Source organism: Neobacillus pocheonensis, from assembly GCF_050477905.1.
Lineage (GTDB): Bacteria > Bacillota > Bacilli > Bacillales > Cytobacillaceae > Neobacillus > Neobacillus pocheonensis_A.
Genome location: NZ_JBCNAD010000074.1, coordinates 1 through 15,413, shown reverse-complemented (window position 1 = coordinate 15,413; position 15,413 = coordinate 1). Strand labels below are relative to the sequence as shown.

Sequence of the window (15,413 nt, the reverse complement as noted above, 5' to 3'; positions counted from 1 at the left end):
AGGCACATTAAAAGGACAATCCGCGAGGATTGTCTTTTTGTTTTGGGCAAATTTTTTATCCAAAAAAGAAAACTGGATTATATAGAGGACACAAGTAGTGAAAAAATGAAGGCTGAGTCCACAATAGCGCTTCTATAGGACAAAACACCAAGTTAAATCACCCAAAGTGTCCCATACCACCTCTATGGGACAAAACCCCAGGTGAAACCGCTCAAAATGTCCCATAGACCCATTTTTATCGGATGCTTAGCACCTAGTGTCCTTTTCCCAGAATCACTTCTCCACCAAATACTGATAAATCAAAAACGGTCCCTTTTTCATCGTAATCGACAGGAAGCAATCGATAAACGGGTAATCCCGATTCGGCATCATTTTCGTCAATTCACTCCACCATTCCGTCTCATAACGAGCAATCATACTCAGGTTATACAATAATAAATAATGGATCAGAAGCTCGGGAAAATTGAAAAGGTTACCCTTATTTAAAGGGATGGAATAGGCTTGATCCTCCAAATTATATTTCACCGGTGAAATTCCGGAAAGAAGATCGGCCTCACTCGTAAAGCTAAGGCCTTCTACTGAAAACTCAATACTTTTTGCAAATTTAGAAGAGAAAAATTCCCTAAAGCGGCTATCTGTCATATGAAAGTGATCTAACACCAGCTCAGGAATATAAAGTTGTTCACCTTGTCTTTGTAATTTTGTGAATGTCCTTTTTCCTCCATTTAAAAAGAATAAATCGTCCAACTCCGGTATAAGCTGTAGTAATTCCTCCATGATGACTTTTTCCCCTTCCAATTGTTTCACATGAAACATTTTTTCTGACATATAGGGGAATAATCCATTTTTTTGAATCTTTACTTCATCTTGGAAAAAAAGGTAATTTTGTTTTTTTCTTTTTCGAGTGGATACCCCATGGGCTAACACAGCTGTTGTTTCAGGATAAGCGGGATCAATTGTTAAGATGCATGCTTTGGTTAAATGCACGAGCCCATAAAATAGAAGAATAGGTTTTAAAATAAGCGGGGATTTTTCTGCCTGTTCATAATATATTTGTCCATGTTCAAGATAATAAAGAAAGGCATACCCATTTTCATAGCTTTTTTGTTCTGGGTTTTCGACACCACCCTTTATGTAACAATTCTTTAAAAAAGCTTGGCAGTATTCGGCGGAAAAGAAACTAGCGAAGCTTTTCCAATCCTTATATTGAATGTCCAATTCACAATCACCTATTTTCAGAAAAATCAAATTAATACTTCTTCCTTGACAGTATTTTGTCCAATTGTTAACCTACAAATAAAAATTTTTGTCCTGGAGGCCGTTAAAATGTGGGAAACTAAGTTTGCAAAAGAGGGTTTAACGTTTGATGATGTTTTGTTGGTTCCTGGTAAGTCTGAAGTTTTACCAAGAGATGTGAATTTACAAGTTGAATTATCGCCTAATGTAAAGCTTAATATCCCAATAATCAGTGCTGGAATGGATACGGTAACTGAATCTGAAATGGCAATTTCGATAGCCCGTCAAGGTGGATTAGGAGTTATCCATAAAAACATGACGATTGAGCAGCAGGCAGAACAGGTTGAAAAGGTAAAGAGGTCTGAGAGTGGAGTTATTACCGATCCATTCTTCCTAACTCCAGAACATCAAGTATATGATGCTGAACACTTAATGGGGAAATATCGCATTTCAGGTGTGCCGATTGTAAATAACATGGACGAACAAAAACTGATTGGGATTATTACGAATCGTGATCTTCGTTTTATTCAAGATTACTCGTATAAAATCTCTGACGTGATGACAAAAGAAAATCTTGTTACCGCGCCAGTTGGCACAACTCTGAAGGAAGCTGAAAAAATCCTTCAAAAGCATAAAATTGAAAAGCTCCCACTTGTAGATGATGCTGGTGTATTGAAAGGGTTAATCACCATTAAGGATATTGAAAAGGTGATTGAATTTCCAAACTCTGCTAAAGATCGTCAAGGACGCTTATTAGCTGGAGCAGCTGTAGGCGTTACAAGCGATACAATGAAACGGGTCGATATGCTTGTTAAGGCTAGCGTAGACGTTGTGGTCGTGGACACAGCTCACGGGCATTCAAAGGGTGTTCTCGACACGGTCAAACAAATTAGAGACGCTTATCCTGATTTGACGATTATTGCCGGTAATGTCGCGACTGCGGAGGCTACAAAGGATTTAATTGAAGCTGGGGCCGATGTTGTGAAGGTGGGGATTGGACCAGGTTCGATTTGTACGACCAGGGTTGTGGCAGGTGTAGGTGTCCCGCAAATAACCGCCGTATATGATTGTGCAACAGAGGCGATGAAGCACGGGAAAGCAATCATTGCTGATGGTGGAATTAAATATTCTGGTGATATCGTGAAAGCATTAGCGGCTGGCGGTCATGCAGTAATGTTAGGAAGTCTTTTAGCCGGGGTATCCGAAAGCCCAGGGGAAACAGAAATCTTCCAAGGACGCCGGTTTAAAGTTTATCGTGGAATGGGTTCCGTTGCAGCCATGGAAAAAGGCTCCAAGGATCGTTATTTCCAAGAAGATAATAAAAAGTTTGTTCCAGAGGGAATTGAAGGACGTATTCCGTATAAAGGGCCATTATCAGAGACAATTTACCAGCTTATTGGCGGTCTCCGTTCTGGGATGGGGTATTGTGGAACGAAGGACCTCAATGATTTAAGAACGAAAGCCCAGTTTATTAAAATGACAGGTGCCGGTTTACGTGAAAGTCACCCTCACGATGTGCAAATCACAAAAGAAGCACCAAATTATTCACATTCATAATTTCTAGACAGAGGAGCGGATGCTTCTCTGTTTTTTTATGAAAAAAGTCCTGACTTCAGCAAAAAATAGATGGAAGATGGGACATTGCTCTGTCTATGATTTACTAGGCAGTTATGTTAAAATAACCAAGGTGTAATAAAACGTTGGAGGGCTATATAGTGAATAAACTTGTTTATCAGAAATGTATTGCCGGTGCGCTGGCAATCATGATGTTTTTCAGCCTATTTGCCGGAGCGAGTTCAGCTAAGGCAGAAGCGGCTTTAAATGTAAATGCGGACGGTGCTATTTTAGTAGATGCAGTAACAGGAAAAGTTTTATATGAAAAGAATGCCGATAGTGTACTTGGAATTGCTAGTATGACTAAAATGATGACGGAGTATCTTTTACTAGAGTCCGTAAAAAAAGGAAAAGTGAAGTGGGATCAAGAATACACTCCAAGTGATCTTGTTTATAAAATATCGCAAAGAACGGATCTTTCTAATGTTCCATTAAGAGCTGATGATAAATATTCAATCCGTGAATTGTATGAGGCAATGGCGATTTACTCTGCCAATGGGGCAACGATTGCGATTGCTGAAAAAATTGGCGGTTCTGAAACAAACTTCGTTAAAATGATGAATGATAAAGCGAAAAAGTTGGGATTAAAAGATTATAAATTCGTTAATTCCACTGGATTAAATAATCGTGATTACAAAGGCTTGCAGCCGGAAGGAACGGGAGCAGAGGATGAAAACGTCATGTCATCCCGTGCGGTTGCGAAATTAGCATTCCATTTAATTAATGATTTCCCGGAAGTGTTAAAAACGGCTAGTACCCCTAAGAAAACTTTTAGAGAAGGCACAACCGATCAAATTAAGATGGATAACTGGAATTGGATGCTGCCATCTTTAACATATGGCTATGAAGGAATGGACGGGCTTAAAACAGGAACGACTGATTTTGCCGGCTACTGCTTCACAGGAACAGCCAGCCGTGACGGCAAGCGATTTATCACGGTTGTGCAAAATGCAAAGGATGCTAGCGGGCAAGGCGGCTATAAAGCACGTTTTGATGAAACAAGAAAAATGATGGATTACGCGTTTAGCAACTATACCAAAGAACAATTAGTTCCTAAGCATTATCAAGTGAAGGGCCATAAAACGGTTCCTGTCATTAAAGGTAAAGAGGATCAAGTGAAGATATATACGAAATCAGCCATTAACATGGTGATTTTGAATGGTGAGAAAAAAGAGTATAAACCAGTATTGGTATTAGATAGAAACAAGATTAATAAAAATGGCGAATTGGCCGCACCGATTAAAAAAGGTGAAAAAGTTGGCTATTTAACGGTTAAACCGAAAAATGGCGAAAAGGTCAGCTTCTTAACGCAAGAAGGTCAGAAGAAGGCCCAGGTTGATGTCATTGCGGCTCAAGATGTTGAAAAAGCAAACTGGTTCGTGTTAATGATGAGAGGCATTGGCAATTTCTTTGGCGATGTATGGCACGGAATTTCTACGACTGTTAAAGGCTGGTTCTAATAGTCACTTTCATTTGGAAAAATAAGCTATTCTAAAAAAGGATTCTTGTCTTGACAGGAATCCTTTTTTGTTGCTTTAATGATTTTATGGAAAAAAATAAATTCCGACTTATTTCGTGGAAAATTTCCTAAGTGTACAGGAATAATTCTTAATATTAAAATAAAAGGGGGATTTTAACAAATGAACACAGGTACAGATCGCGTAAAACGTGGGATGGCAGAAATGCAAAAGGGCGGCGTCATTATGGACGTTGTAAATGCCGAGCAGGCTAAAATTGCGGAGGAAGCAGGAGCAGTGGCTGTCATGGCCCTAGAGCGTGTTCCTTCCGATATTCGTGCGGCTGGCGGCGTAGCAAGAATGGCAGACCCAAGGATTGTAGAAGAGGTACTGAATGCTGTTTCAATCCCTGTAATGGCTAAAGCACGTATCGGTCATATTGTGGAAGCACGTTTGCTTGAAGCAATGGGTGTTGACTATATCGACGAAAGTGAAGTATTAACACCAGCTGATGAAGAATATCATTTACTAAAAAGTGATTATACTGTTCCATTTGTTTGCGGCTGCCGTGACTTAGGTGAAGCTGCCCGCCGTATTGGTGAAGGTGCATCCATGCTTCGTACAAAGGGTGAGCCAGGAACTGGTAACATTGTTGAAGCTGTTCGCCATATCCGTAAGGTAAATGCACAGGTTCGCAAAGTGGTTGGCATGAACGATGATGAACTTATGACAGAAGCAAAGCTTTTAGGTGCACCATTTGAATTATTACTTGAAATTAAGCGCCTTGGCCGCCTTCCAGTGGTTAACTTTGCTGCCGGCGGTGTAGCAACACCTGCTGATGCAGCGCTAATGATGCAATTAGGCGCTGACGGTGTATTCGTTGGATCTGGTATCTTCAAATCAGAAAACCCAGCGAAATTTGCAAGAGCAATTGTAGAAGCGACCACTCACTATCAAGATTATAAATTGATTGCTGAACTTTCTAAGGATCTTGGAACTCCGATGAAAGGTATTGAAATCTCATCATTAGCACCTGAAGCACGTATGCAAGAAAGAGGCTGGTAATCAATGATTAAGATTGGCGTACTCGCTTTACAAGGAGCTGTCCGCGAACATATTAACTCAATTGAAGCATGTGGCGTAGAAGCGGTCGCCATCAAGCGCAAAGAGCAATTAAATGAAGTTGATGGCCTTATCCTCCCTGGCGGAGAGAGTACAACCATGCGCCGCCTCATTGATAAATATGATTTCATGGATGCTTTAAAGGAATTTGCCCGTGCAGGCAAGCCAATGTTTGGCACATGTGCCGGACTGATTCTTTTAGCAAAAGAAATTGTTGGTTACAGTGAACCGCACGTAGGTGTCATGGACATTAAGGTGGAACGCAATTCTTTTGGCCGTCAGGTTGACAGCTTCGAGGCTGACCTCGCGATTAAAGATGTTGCGGAGAGCTTCCCAGCGGTATTTATCAGGGCGCCTCACATCGTCGAGGCGGGAGAAAATGTTGAAATTTTGTCCAAGCATAATGACCGCATCGTCGCCGCGCGGGAAGGTCAATTCCTTGGCTGTTCATTTCATCCCGAACTGACAGACAATCATGACCTTACGGCTTACTTCGTTGAAATGGTGAAGGAAGCTAAGGCAAAAGAATTAGTTTAGAACTGGTTGCATTTGGATAAAATATGTAGTAAATTAAGTTATACAAAATTCATATAGTTTAAAGCAATGAGAGGAACTAGTAACAAGAATTTTATTCTTGAAGAGAGCCGGTGGCTGGTGTAAACCGGTGAGTGAAGCTTGTGAATCCCTCCTCGAGCAAGGTATGGAACGCTTTTCTTTTAAAGCCAGTAAGTACTTTCGGTAGAAAACCGTTAACGTTTTTTTTGAGGTGGACAGTTTCGGCTGTCAACCAGGGTGGTAACGCGGGTAACTCTCGTCCCTGTTTTTGGGGCGGGAGTTTTTTGTTTTTTATTTTTAAAAAAGAGGTGCAGAAGGATGTTAGATATTAAAGTATTAAGAGCCAACTTTGCCGAGGTAAAAGAAAAGCTGCAACATCGCGGCGAGGATTTGACCGATTTAGGCCGATTTGAAGAGCTTGATTTGAAAAGACGCGAGCTGATTGTTGAAGCTGAAAAATTAAAAAGCAGACGGAATGAAGTCTCACAGCAGGTAGCGGCATTAAAGCGTGAGAAGCAGGATGCCGATCATCTGATTCTTGAAATGCGCGAGGTCGGTGACCGCATTAAAACACTTGATGAGGAACTAAGAGGTGTAGAAGAGACATTAGACTTGTTGCTCCTAAGCATTCCGAATATACCACATGAAAGTGTGCCTGTAGGCGCTACAGAAGACGATAATGTTGAAATCAGAAAGTGGGGTACCGTTCGGGACTTTGAGTTTGAAGCAAAGCCGCATTGGGACGTTGCAGACCAGTTAGGCATTCTTGATTTTGAGCGGGCTGGAAAGGTAACAGGAAGCCGATTTGTCTTTTACAAAGGCCTTGGGGCGCGTTTAGAGCGTGCGTTGATGAGCTTTATGCTTGATTTGCATGTGGATGAGCATGGTTACACGGAGATCTTGCCGCCATACATGGTAAACCGCACAAGCATGACAGGCACAGGGCAATTGCCGAAGTTTGAAGAGGATGCTTTTTTAATTGAAAGTGAAGATTATTTCCTCATTCCAACTGCTGAAGTCCCTGTTACCAACTATCACCGAGACGAAATTTTAAGCGGCGACGAGCTGCCAATCCGCTTTGCTGCTTACAGCGCATGTTTTCGTTCTGAAGCAGGCTCAGCTGGGCGAGATACACGCGGGTTAATTCGCCAGCATCAATTTAATAAAGTAGAGCTTGTTAAGTTTGTTAAGCCAGAGGATTCTTATAATGAGCTTGAAAAGCTTACTAATGATGCAGAAAGAGTACTGCAGCTTTTAGAATTACCATACCGTGTTCTAAGCATGTGTACGGGAGACCTTGGCTTCACCGCTGCGAAAAAGTATGATATCGAGGTTTGGATTCCAAGCTATGGAACCTATCGCGAGATTTCTTCTTGCAGTAACTTTGAAGGATTCCAAGCGAGACGTGCTAATATTCGTTTCCGCCGCGATCCTAAGGCAAAACCAGAGCATGTCCACACACTTAACGGGTCAGGCCTCGCGATTGGCCGCACGGTCGCTGCCATTTTGGAAAACTATCAGCAGGAAGACGGCAGTGTCGTAATTCCAACCGTACTGCGTCCATACATGGGTAATCGTGAAGTGATTAAACCTCTTTAATATAATAGAATTCCGGGCGGTTCAAATCCGCCCGGAAGTTTTATTTTTAAAAGTTGACATGCCTGTCATAATATGATAAATTATCTCTTGTTGATACGGAGGAATACCCAAGTCCGGCTGAAGGGATCGGTCTTGAAAACCGACAGGCGGGTTAAACCGCGCGGGGGTTCGAATCCCTCTTCCTCCGCCACAATTTACTTACAATCGCGCATAAAAACTGGAGATAAAAATTCGTTACATGTAAATGTAGCGGATTTTTTTTATGCTCACAAAAACACCAATCGGCTTAGTAGCCGATTGGTGTTTTTGTGATATTTAAAATGTCATTTAACTTTTCCTCAACCTCACGACACACGCGGTCGGCATCGGCTTTGCTTTTTACAACATCGGTGCTATCCATATCAATGATCAATACTTCGCTTGCAGAATATTGATTCATAACCCATTCATCGTAATCCTTCCAAACTTCGAAATAGTACTCCTTCAGTTCAGGGTTGATTTCGAAGCTCCGGCCGCGGGACATAATCCGGTCGATTACGGTATCAAAGGATCCTTTTAAGTAAACCATTAAATCCGGCGCCTTCTTTGGAAGTTCATTTAACTCTTCCAACATATTCTCAACTAGTTCTTCATAAATCTTAAATTCCAAGTCCGAGATTCTGCCTAATCTTTTATTGACATAAGCAAAATACCAATCTTCATAAATGGAACGGTCTTGAATGGTGTAAAGCGGTTCGCGCCAATTAATACACTCTTTTACCGTTTTAAAGCGTTTATTTAAAAAGAATAACTGCAATAGGAACGGAATCCTTTTTGCATCTAATTCTTCTGGTGTCAGTTCATAGTAAAGCGGAAGAATCGGATTATCATCCACTGTTTCGTAAAACACCTTGCTCTCAATACCTCTATTTTTAAAGTGGGCATTCAGCGTGTCTGCCACACTAGTCTTTCCTAGTCCAATCATACCACCAATAACGATACTCACTAACATCCCCCTGTTTCTATAATGTGTTCGACCAGCTGTTCTCTTTTAACGATAATGATAGTTTTTCAATGATATGCTTTAAATCTGCCTCATTTTTGACAAAATCCAACTCATCGCCGCTAAAGCGGAGAACGGGGATTTCCGGATGCTCTCTTTCAAAACTCGTAATCGCATTTTCGTAGTCAATCGATAATTGCTCTAAATATAAGGGGCTGATATTTTTCTCTACTTCGCGCCCTCTTATTTTAATTCGGCTGAGCATGGTATCAAGACTTGCATTTAAGTAGATAATGACATTTGGTTTTGGCATATCTTCCGTTAAAATTTGATATATCTTGTAGTATTTTTTGTACTCGTCAGAATTTAAGGTTCGTTGAGCGAAAATCAAATTTTTAAAAATATGATAGTCTGCTACAACTGAATTGTTCTGGCTTAAGTAATGGGTATTGATATCCCCTAATTGCTTAAAGCGATTGCAGAGAAAAAACATTTCCGTTTGGAAACTCCATTCCTCAATATTTTCATAAAATTTCCCAAGGAATGGATTTTCATCAACAATCTCTTTTAATAAAGCAAAATGAAAGTGTTCTGAAATGGCCTTTGCGAGCGATGTTTTGCCAACACCAATCGGCCCTTCAACGGTAATAAAGGGTGTATCCCCCATTGCAAGTCCTCCTTCTCCAACTGCCTGCACTCTCTATGATTAACCAGGTTGACCCGGATAATTTATACTACTTTTGTCATGGTGAATCTAAGACACAAAGAATATTTTATCATAATCTGTCGCAGGAAGGGATATGGAATATTTAGAAGTTGGATGTTTCGTGTCAAATATATGAAAAAACTGCCGAATGTCGGCAGCTTTTGTCGTATATTTTTTTATGTCCCTCTTTTCACTACATTGAAATTATCGACAATTAGGAGCCAATTTTGCGGGAAAGCTAAACCAAGCTTCCAGTAGCTCATGCCCCTCAAACTCATTTGTTTGATGAGGTCAAACTTGGCTTGGATGGAGCGGGCATCTTCAAACCAGACCTCATGTCTTTTGCCGCCTTCATCGGTATAGTTAAAATGAGGAGCCTGTGCTTTCGTATCATATTCAATCGCAACATTATGCCGGGCAGCCAGTTGAATAGCCTGCTGCGGGCTGACAGCTTTAGCGACAGAACCTTGCACAAAAGGCAGTGTCCAGTCATAGCCATATAAATTTTGCCCCATCAGAATTTTATTGGAGGGCATTTCTGTTACGGCATAATCCAATACCTTTTTTACTTGATCAATTGGTGAGACGGCCATTGCCGGGCCACCGCTATAGCCCCATTCATATGTCATAATCACGACAAAGTCCGATATTTGTCCATGTGCTTTGTAATCGTGACCTTCATACCATTTTCCTTGTTGGGTCGCACTTGTCTTTGGAGCAAGGGCCGTTGACATCAGCCAGCCTTCGCTGCTAAATCGTTGTTTTGCTTTTCTTAAAAAACGGTTGTATGCATCACGGTCTACAGGCCTTATGAACTCAAAGTCAAAATGAATATCGCGGAAGCCATATTTTTTAGCGGTCGCGACAATATTATTGAGAAATTTATCTTGTATTGGGATTTCATTTAATAAAATGCGCCCTAATTCATCACTGAATTGGTCATTTTCCTGATTATTGATAACCATCATTAAGACGTTGCGGTTTGCCTTGGCAATTGCCGGGAAGTTATTTAATAACGGCTCTTTTAATGTACCATCACGGCGGGCCTGAAAGCTGAACGGAGCCAAATAAGTGATATATGGTGCCGCCTCGCGGGCGCTTTGTTCGAGTTCAGGAGCAACCGTATTGCCGCGCGGTTCAACGTATGCGTTAAATTCAGCATTTCTTTTTCTTCCTGGGGGAATATATAGACGATACCCAACAGGGAGAGGCTGATTAACTCGGATTCTGTTGACCGTAGCAAGCTCCTGGGCAGAGACGCCGTATCTTCTCCCTATAGTGGTTAAAGATTCACCGGGTTGAACAAAATGAAAATGACCGATAATCGGAATGACGAGCGATTGACCAATAACCAGTTTGTTTGGGTTTGGAAGATCATTTGCTTCAACTATATCTTGAACCGTTGTATGGTAGGTTCTCGCGATTGTGGTTAAAGATTGGTTTCTTTGGACAACATGAATTTGCATTCATATTCCCTCCCAACATATATGCGCTAGAACTATTCTATGAGAGACAGTACGGATAAATGTTATAATGAAGGTAAATAAATACGATGTGTTGTAGTAGAGGACGATTCATGTATGCTGAATGATGAAACGAACGATGAATATTTTATGAAGGAAGCAATAAAAGAAGCGAAAAAGGCGGAAGAGATAGATGAGGTGCCGATTGGCGCTGTGATTGTATTAGGTGATAAGGTGATTGCGAGGGCCCATAATTTGCGGGAAAGCGAGCAAAGATCAATCGCGCATGCAGAACTGCTTGCAATCGACCAAGCGTGCCGGGAATTAGGAACGTGGCGGCTGGAGGACACAACATTATATGTTACATTAGAGCCTTGTCCAATGTGTTCAGGTGCGATCATGCTGTCAAGAGTAAAAAGGGTTGTTTATAGTGCAGCAGACCCTAAGGGCGGCTGTGCGGGCACCCTTATGAATCTCCTGCAGGATGAGCGCTTTAATCACTGTAGCGAGGTTACAAAGGGTGTATTGGAAGTGGAATGCGGCCAGTTGCTTTCCGATTTTTTTCGAAAAATTAGAGACAGAAAAAAAGAGGAGAAGCTGCAAAAGAAACAGATGCTTGAAAATAACTTACAAAAACTTACAAACGATAAAGATTGATTTTTTCCGAGAATGTTTGTATACTAAAAAAGCGTCAGATACGACGCACTAAATATTGGTATCAACTTTGCCGTGCTAGGTGGGGAGGTAGCGGTGCCCTGTAACCCGCAATCCGCTCTAGCGGGACTGAATCCCTTCTCTGAGGCTCGCGACCTGTAGGGTCTGCCTTAAGTAAGTGGTGTTGACGCCTGGGTCCTGCGCAATGGGAATCCATGAACCATGTCAGGTCCGGAAGGAAGCAGCATTAAGTGGACGCTCTCATGTGCCGCAGGGGTGCCTGGGCCGAGCTAACTGCTTAAGTAACGCTTATGGGCGCCAGTCGAAGGAAGGTGCACGGCAGTTTATCTTACATATTAAACTCATCTCAGACATAGAGATGAGTTTTTTTGTGATTCTTTTTGTAAAAAAGAAATTGAATACGTTATAATAGATAAGATGAAAAATTTTGAAGGGGGCGGTGTCGCATGTCTTATCAGGCTTTATATCGTGTTTGGCGTCCACAGAAATTTATTGATGTAGTAGGACAAGAACATGTTACGACGACATTGCAAAATGCCCTGCTTCAACAGAAGATCACCCATGCCTATCTTTTTTCAGGCCCGAGAGGAACAGGTAAAACAAGTGCGGCTAAAATATTAGCAAAGGCAATCAATTGTGAGCGTGCACCGGTATCAGAACCGTGTAATGAATGTGCGGCCTGCCTCGGGATTACAAACGGAACCATTTCCGATGTGCTTGAATTTGATGCTGCTTCTAATTCCAGAGTGGAAGAGATGCGCGATGTTCTCGATAAGGTGAAGTTTGCTCCTACGGCTGTAAACTACAAAGTCTATATTATCGACGAAGTGCATATGCTATCCATTAGTGCTTTTAATGCCCTTTTGAAAACGTTAGAGGAGCCACCGAGGCATGTCATCTTTATTTTAGCGACAACAGAACCTCATAAAATTCCATTAACGATTATCTCAAGGTGTCAACGCTTTGACTTTAGGCGGATCACAGCGGGGTCCATCGTCAATAGGATGAAGTTAATTGTTGACGAAACGAATGTCGATTGTGATGAGCGTGCCCTACAGATGATTGCAAGAGCAGCAGAAGGTGGGATGCGTGACGCCTTAAGCTTATTGGATCAAGCTATTTCCTATAGTGAGACTCGAGTAACGATTGAAGATGCCCTTACGGTAACAGGTTCAGTATCCCAAGGATTTTTGAATAAATTAGCAACCGCATTCAGGGAGAAAGACGTTGCTAGCGGACTAGAATCGTTAGAAGAGCTTTTGTTCCATGGGAAAGATCCAGCACGATTCATCGAGGATATGATTTTATTTTATCGCGATATGCTACTATATAAGACAGCGCCGAAGCTTGAAGAATCTCTTGAAAGAGTCATGTTGGATGATGATTTCCGGATCATGGCAGAAGAAACTCCAACAGGGCAGATTTATCAACTTATTGATCTACTCAATAAAACACAGCAGGAAATGCGCTGGACAAACCACCCAAGGATTTTCCTTGAAGTGGCCATCGTAAAGTTGTGTCAAATAGAAGAAACACAAATTGCGCAGTCTGGCAGTGCAGCAAATGTCGACAAATTAATAGCAAGAATCGAACAGCTCGAAAATGAACTGGGGCAATTAAAGGCAAATGGTCTAGCCCTTGCTCCGCAAGAAGCAGCACCAGCACCAGCACCGCAAAAGCCTGCTCAGAGAAGTTCAAGAAAAGGATTCCAACCGCCTGTTGGAAAAATTAATGAAGTTTTAAAACAGGCAACAAAAAATGATTTAAATCAGATTAAGAGTAAATGGGGCGAAATGCGGGCAAATTTAATGAAATCGCATGCGGCCTTACTAAATGAAGCAGAGCCTGTCGCAGCTTCGACTGATGCTTTAATTATAAAATTTAAGCATGAAATGATTTGCCAAATGGCCATGGATAGAAGGGATTTCCTTGAGGCAATTACCACGGCCTTGAATAAATTCACCGGTAAGAGGCTTTTGATTTTGGGCGTACCTGAAGAGCAGTGGCTGACAATCAGGGAAAGCTTCCTGAGCAGTGGCCAGCATAGTGAAGAAGGGGAAACCGACGATCCGGGACAAGAGGAAGAACCACATATTGCTGAGGCAAAAAAATTATTTGGTGAAGAATTTGTAGAAATAATTGACTAATTGGAGGTAATGGAAAATGATGCGTGGTGGCGGAATGGGTAATATGCAAAATATGATGAAGCAAATGCAAAAAATGCAAAAGCAAATGGCTGAGGCACAAGAAAAATTAGGCGAAGAGAAAATTGAGGGAACTGCCGGCGGCGGTATGGTTACAGTCGTTGTTACGGGACATAAAGAAGTTGTTGATGTTCAAATTAAACCGGAGGCAGTCGATCCAGATGATGTCGAAATGCTGCAGGACCTTGTCCTTGCTGCTGTCAATGATGCCCTTAAAAAGGCAGAAGAGCTGACAAACAACACAATGGGACAATTTACAAAAGGAATGAACTTACCGTTTTAATAAAAATATATAGCCAAAGTGCGCATGTGTACGTGCACTTTGGCTTTTTTTAAGAGAGGAACATTAAGATGCATTATCCTGAACCGATTTCAAAGCTGATTGACAGCTTTATGAAACTGCCAGGTATCGGTCCAAAAACAGCCGCACGCTTGGCTTTTTATGTTCTAAGTATGAAAGAAGACACCGTGCTCGATTTTGCAAAGGCACTAGTCAATGCGAAACGGAATCTTACCTATTGTTCTGTCTGCGGCCATATAACCGATCAAGACCCATGTTATATTTGTGAAGATCAGCGCCGTGATAAGAGCATAATATGTGTAGTACAAGATCCTAAAGATGTTATTGCCATGGAAAAAATGAAGGAATTTAACGGCTTATACCATGTATTACATGGAGCTATTTCACCAATGGATGGGATAGGACCAGAGGATATAAATATTCCTGATTTATTAAAACGATTGCAGGATGAAACTGTGCAAGAGGTTATCCTGGCAACAAATCCAAATATCGAAGGTGAAGCAACAGCCATGTATATCTCCCGGTTGTTAAAGCCGTCAGGTATTAAAACAACAAGAATTGCCCACGGCCTCCCTGTTGGCGGGGATCTTGAGTATGCGGACGAGGTAACACTTTCTAAGGCCTTGGAGGGCAGGCGGGAATTGTAAGCTTGGATATGACAATAGGACCGGAGGAATTGAAGATGTTTTTTCGGCGCAAAGGCTGGCTACGAAAAGAATATGATGAAAAGCTGTTATTTCAGTTGAACAAATTTAAGGAACTTTGGCAGCAAGAAAAACTGCTGTTAGAAAAAAGTTTCGACCCATCGGATGAAGTGATTTGCCAAACAAAGATAGCGGAGGCAAAATATATCTTCCTATTAAAAGAAGCGAAACAGCGAAATGTAACCTTAATGAGATAAGCAAAGTTTTTTAGTCCAGACAATTGATGAAGTTGTCTGGGCTTTTCCATTTTCTCAGGTCTATTCATAGAAACTTGTACATAAGTTTTAATACTAGACCAAAGAAGGGGGATAGCTTTTTGGAACCAATTGTCGTTATATCCGTTTTAGGGGGACTCGTTGTTTTATTATTATTCTCAGGCGCTCCTTTTAAGCCCGCTCGTTTTGTGGGTCAAGCTTTCATAAAATTACTGATTGGAGCATTGTTTTTATTTTTCCTTAATGTAGCCGGTAATCACTATGGCATTCATGTGCCAATAAACTTTGCGACATCTGCAGTTTCAGGGTTTCTGGGTATCCCAGGCTTAGTAGCATTAGTAGCCATACAGCATTGGATTATCTAACGATTGTCAACCGCTGAAAATAACAGCGGTTTTATTTTGAAAAAAATAAGAAAAAAGTATTGACCAACCATTTGATATGCTGTAGTATATTAAAAGTCGTCAGCAAGACGAAAACAACTAATAAAAAAGTTATTGACTTTTAGTTAGTCGTTTGGTAAGATAATAAAGTCGCTTTCAAGCGATAGAGAAATTGATCTTTGAAAACTAAACAAACA

General features: G+C 41.3%; 15 protein-coding genes, 1 tRNA gene, 1 other RNA gene and 1 other annotated feature. Of the genes, 13 read left to right on the top strand and 4 right to left on the bottom strand.

Going from position 1 to position 15,413, the window contains the following annotated elements; translation table 11 throughout:
- Positions 1 to 273: 273 nt before the first annotated feature.
- Positions 274 to 1,218 carry a YaaC family protein gene (locus ABES02_RS28045; RefSeq protein WP_430141099.1) on the bottom strand — a complete coding sequence of 315 codons (945 nt, stop codon included), beginning with the start codon at positions 1,216 to 1,218 and terminating at the stop codon, positions 274 to 276.
- Between the two features lie 108 nt (positions 1,219 to 1,326).
- Here ABES02_RS28045 and guaB point away from each other — a divergent pair, with 108 nt between their 5' ends.
- The 6 genes from guaB to ABES02_RS28015 all read left to right on the top strand — a co-directional run bounded on the left by guaB (position 1,327) and on the right by ABES02_RS28015 (position 7,773).
- On the top strand, positions 1,327 to 2,793 hold the full coding sequence (guaB, locus tag ABES02_RS28040) for an IMP dehydrogenase (RefSeq protein ID WP_430141098.1): 1,467 nt from the start codon (positions 1,327 to 1,329) through the stop codon (positions 2,791 to 2,793).
- Between the two features lie 206 nt (positions 2,794 to 2,999).
- Positions 3,000 to 4,310: a serine hydrolase gene (locus tag ABES02_RS28035; protein WP_430141101.1), complete on the top strand. Its 1,311-nt coding sequence runs from the start codon at positions 3,000 to 3,002 to the stop codon at positions 4,308 to 4,310.
- A 180-nt stretch (positions 4,311 to 4,490) separates the two neighbouring features.
- Positions 4,491 to 5,372, top strand: coding sequence for a pyridoxal 5'-phosphate synthase lyase subunit PdxS (gene pdxS, locus ABES02_RS28030; RefSeq protein ID WP_430141097.1), 882 nt, complete (start codon positions 4,491 to 4,493; stop codon positions 5,370 to 5,372).
- A 3-nt stretch (positions 5,373 to 5,375) separates the two neighbouring features.
- A complete protein-coding gene (gene pdxT / locus ABES02_RS28025; protein WP_430141096.1) occupies positions 5,376 to 5,966 on the top strand; it encodes a pyridoxal 5'-phosphate synthase glutaminase subunit PdxT in 591 nt (196 codons plus the stop codon).
- A gap of 57 nt (positions 5,967 to 6,023) precedes the next feature.
- Positions 6,024 to 6,251, top strand: a binding site (T-box leader).
- Positions 6,252 to 6,302: 51 nt separating this feature from the next.
- A complete protein-coding gene (serS, locus tag ABES02_RS28020; RefSeq protein ID WP_430141095.1) occupies positions 6,303 to 7,583 on the top strand; it encodes a serine--tRNA ligase in 1,281 nt (426 codons plus the stop codon).
- Positions 7,584 to 7,680: 97 nt separating this feature from the next.
- Positions 7,681 to 7,773: transfer RNA gene (locus ABES02_RS28015), tRNA-Ser, on the top strand.
- A gap of 96 nt (positions 7,774 to 7,869) precedes the next feature.
- On the opposite strand, the gene ABES02_RS28010 is transcribed toward ABES02_RS28015, so the two are convergent.
- The 3 genes from ABES02_RS28010 to ABES02_RS28000 form a co-directional block, all read right to left on the bottom strand.
- Complete coding sequence (locus tag ABES02_RS28010; RefSeq protein WP_430141094.1) at positions 7,870 to 8,568, bottom strand: deoxynucleoside kinase; 699 nt, start codon at positions 8,566 to 8,568, stop codon at positions 7,870 to 7,872.
- 16 nt (positions 8,569 to 8,584) lie between these two features.
- Entirely contained in the window at positions 8,585 to 9,232 is a 648-nt protein-coding gene (locus ABES02_RS28005; protein WP_430141093.1) for a deoxynucleoside kinase, read from the bottom strand.
- Between the two features lie 215 nt (positions 9,233 to 9,447).
- Positions 9,448 to 10,737 carry a glycosyl hydrolase family 18 protein gene (locus ABES02_RS28000; protein ID WP_430141092.1) on the bottom strand — a complete coding sequence of 430 codons (1,290 nt, stop codon included), beginning with the start codon at positions 10,735 to 10,737 and terminating at the stop codon, positions 9,448 to 9,450.
- 114 nt (positions 10,738 to 10,851) lie between these two features.
- On the opposite strand from ABES02_RS28000, the gene tadA reads away from it, so the two are divergent.
- The 7 genes from tadA (at position 10,852) to ABES02_RS27965 (ending at position 15,198) form a co-directional block, all read left to right on the top strand.
- Complete coding sequence (gene tadA, locus ABES02_RS27995; RefSeq protein WP_430141091.1) at positions 10,852 to 11,391, top strand: tRNA adenosine(34) deaminase TadA; 540 nt, start codon at positions 10,852 to 10,854, stop codon at positions 11,389 to 11,391.
- 70 nt (positions 11,392 to 11,461) lie between these two features.
- Positions 11,462 to 11,728, top strand: an RNA gene (gene ffs / locus ABES02_RS27990) — signal recognition particle sRNA large type.
- A gap of 127 nt (positions 11,729 to 11,855) precedes the next feature.
- Positions 11,856 to 13,556, top strand: coding sequence for a DNA polymerase III subunit gamma/tau (gene dnaX, locus ABES02_RS27985; RefSeq protein ID WP_430141090.1), 1,701 nt, complete (start codon positions 11,856 to 11,858; stop codon positions 13,554 to 13,556).
- A gap of 16 nt (positions 13,557 to 13,572) precedes the next feature.
- Positions 13,573 to 13,896: a YbaB/EbfC family nucleoid-associated protein gene (locus ABES02_RS27980; RefSeq protein WP_430141089.1), complete on the top strand. Its 324-nt coding sequence runs from the start codon at positions 13,573 to 13,575 to the stop codon at positions 13,894 to 13,896.
- A gap of 68 nt (positions 13,897 to 13,964) precedes the next feature.
- Positions 13,965 to 14,561 (top strand): recombination mediator RecR, encoded by a 597-nt coding sequence (gene recR, locus ABES02_RS27975; protein ID WP_430141088.1) that lies wholly within the window; start codon positions 13,965 to 13,967, stop codon positions 14,559 to 14,561.
- 35 nt (positions 14,562 to 14,596) lie between these two features.
- Positions 14,597 to 14,815 (top strand): YaaL family protein, encoded by a 219-nt coding sequence (locus ABES02_RS27970; RefSeq protein WP_430141087.1) that lies wholly within the window; start codon positions 14,597 to 14,599, stop codon positions 14,813 to 14,815.
- A 119-nt stretch (positions 14,816 to 14,934) separates the two neighbouring features.
- Complete coding sequence (locus ABES02_RS27965) at positions 14,935 to 15,198, top strand: pro-sigmaK processing inhibitor BofA family protein (protein WP_430141086.1); 264 nt, start codon at positions 14,935 to 14,937, stop codon at positions 15,196 to 15,198.
- The last annotated feature ends 215 nt before the right edge of the window (positions 15,199 to 15,413 follow it).

Excerpts from the sequence above, each read along its gene's own strand:
- guaB (WP_430141098.1), top strand. The coding sequence starts at position 1,327 with ATGTGGGAAACTAAGTTTGCAAAAGAGGGTTTAACGTTTGATGATGTT.
- ABES02_RS28035 (WP_430141101.1), top strand. The coding sequence starts at position 3,000 with ATGATGTTTTTCAGCCTATTTGCCGGAGCGAGTTCAGCTAAGGCAGAA.
- pdxS (WP_430141097.1), top strand. The coding sequence starts at position 4,491 with ATGAACACAGGTACAGATCGCGTAAAACGTGGGATGGCAGAAATGCAA.
- pdxT (WP_430141096.1), top strand. The coding sequence starts at position 5,376 with ATGATTAAGATTGGCGTACTCGCTTTACAAGGAGCTGTCCGCGAACAT.
- serS (WP_430141095.1), top strand. The coding sequence starts at position 6,303 with ATGTTAGATATTAAAGTATTAAGAGCCAACTTTGCCGAGGTAAAAGAA.
- ABES02_RS28005 (WP_430141093.1), bottom strand. The coding sequence starts at position 9,232 with ATGGGGGATACACCCTTTATTACCGTTGAAGGGCCGATTGGTGTTGGC.
- ABES02_RS28000 (WP_430141092.1), bottom strand. The coding sequence starts at position 10,737 with ATGCAAATTCATGTTGTCCAAAGAAACCAATCTTTAACCACAATCGCG.
- tadA (WP_430141091.1), top strand. The coding sequence starts at position 10,852 with ATGCTGAATGATGAAACGAACGATGAATATTTTATGAAGGAAGCAATA.
- dnaX (WP_430141090.1), top strand. The coding sequence starts at position 11,856 with ATGTCTTATCAGGCTTTATATCGTGTTTGGCGTCCACAGAAATTTATT.
- ABES02_RS27980 (WP_430141089.1), top strand. The coding sequence starts at position 13,573 with ATGATGCGTGGTGGCGGAATGGGTAATATGCAAAATATGATGAAGCAA.
- recR (WP_430141088.1), top strand. The coding sequence starts at position 13,965 with ATGCATTATCCTGAACCGATTTCAAAGCTGATTGACAGCTTTATGAAA.
- ABES02_RS27970 (WP_430141087.1), top strand. The coding sequence starts at position 14,597 with ATGTTTTTTCGGCGCAAAGGCTGGCTACGAAAAGAATATGATGAAAAG.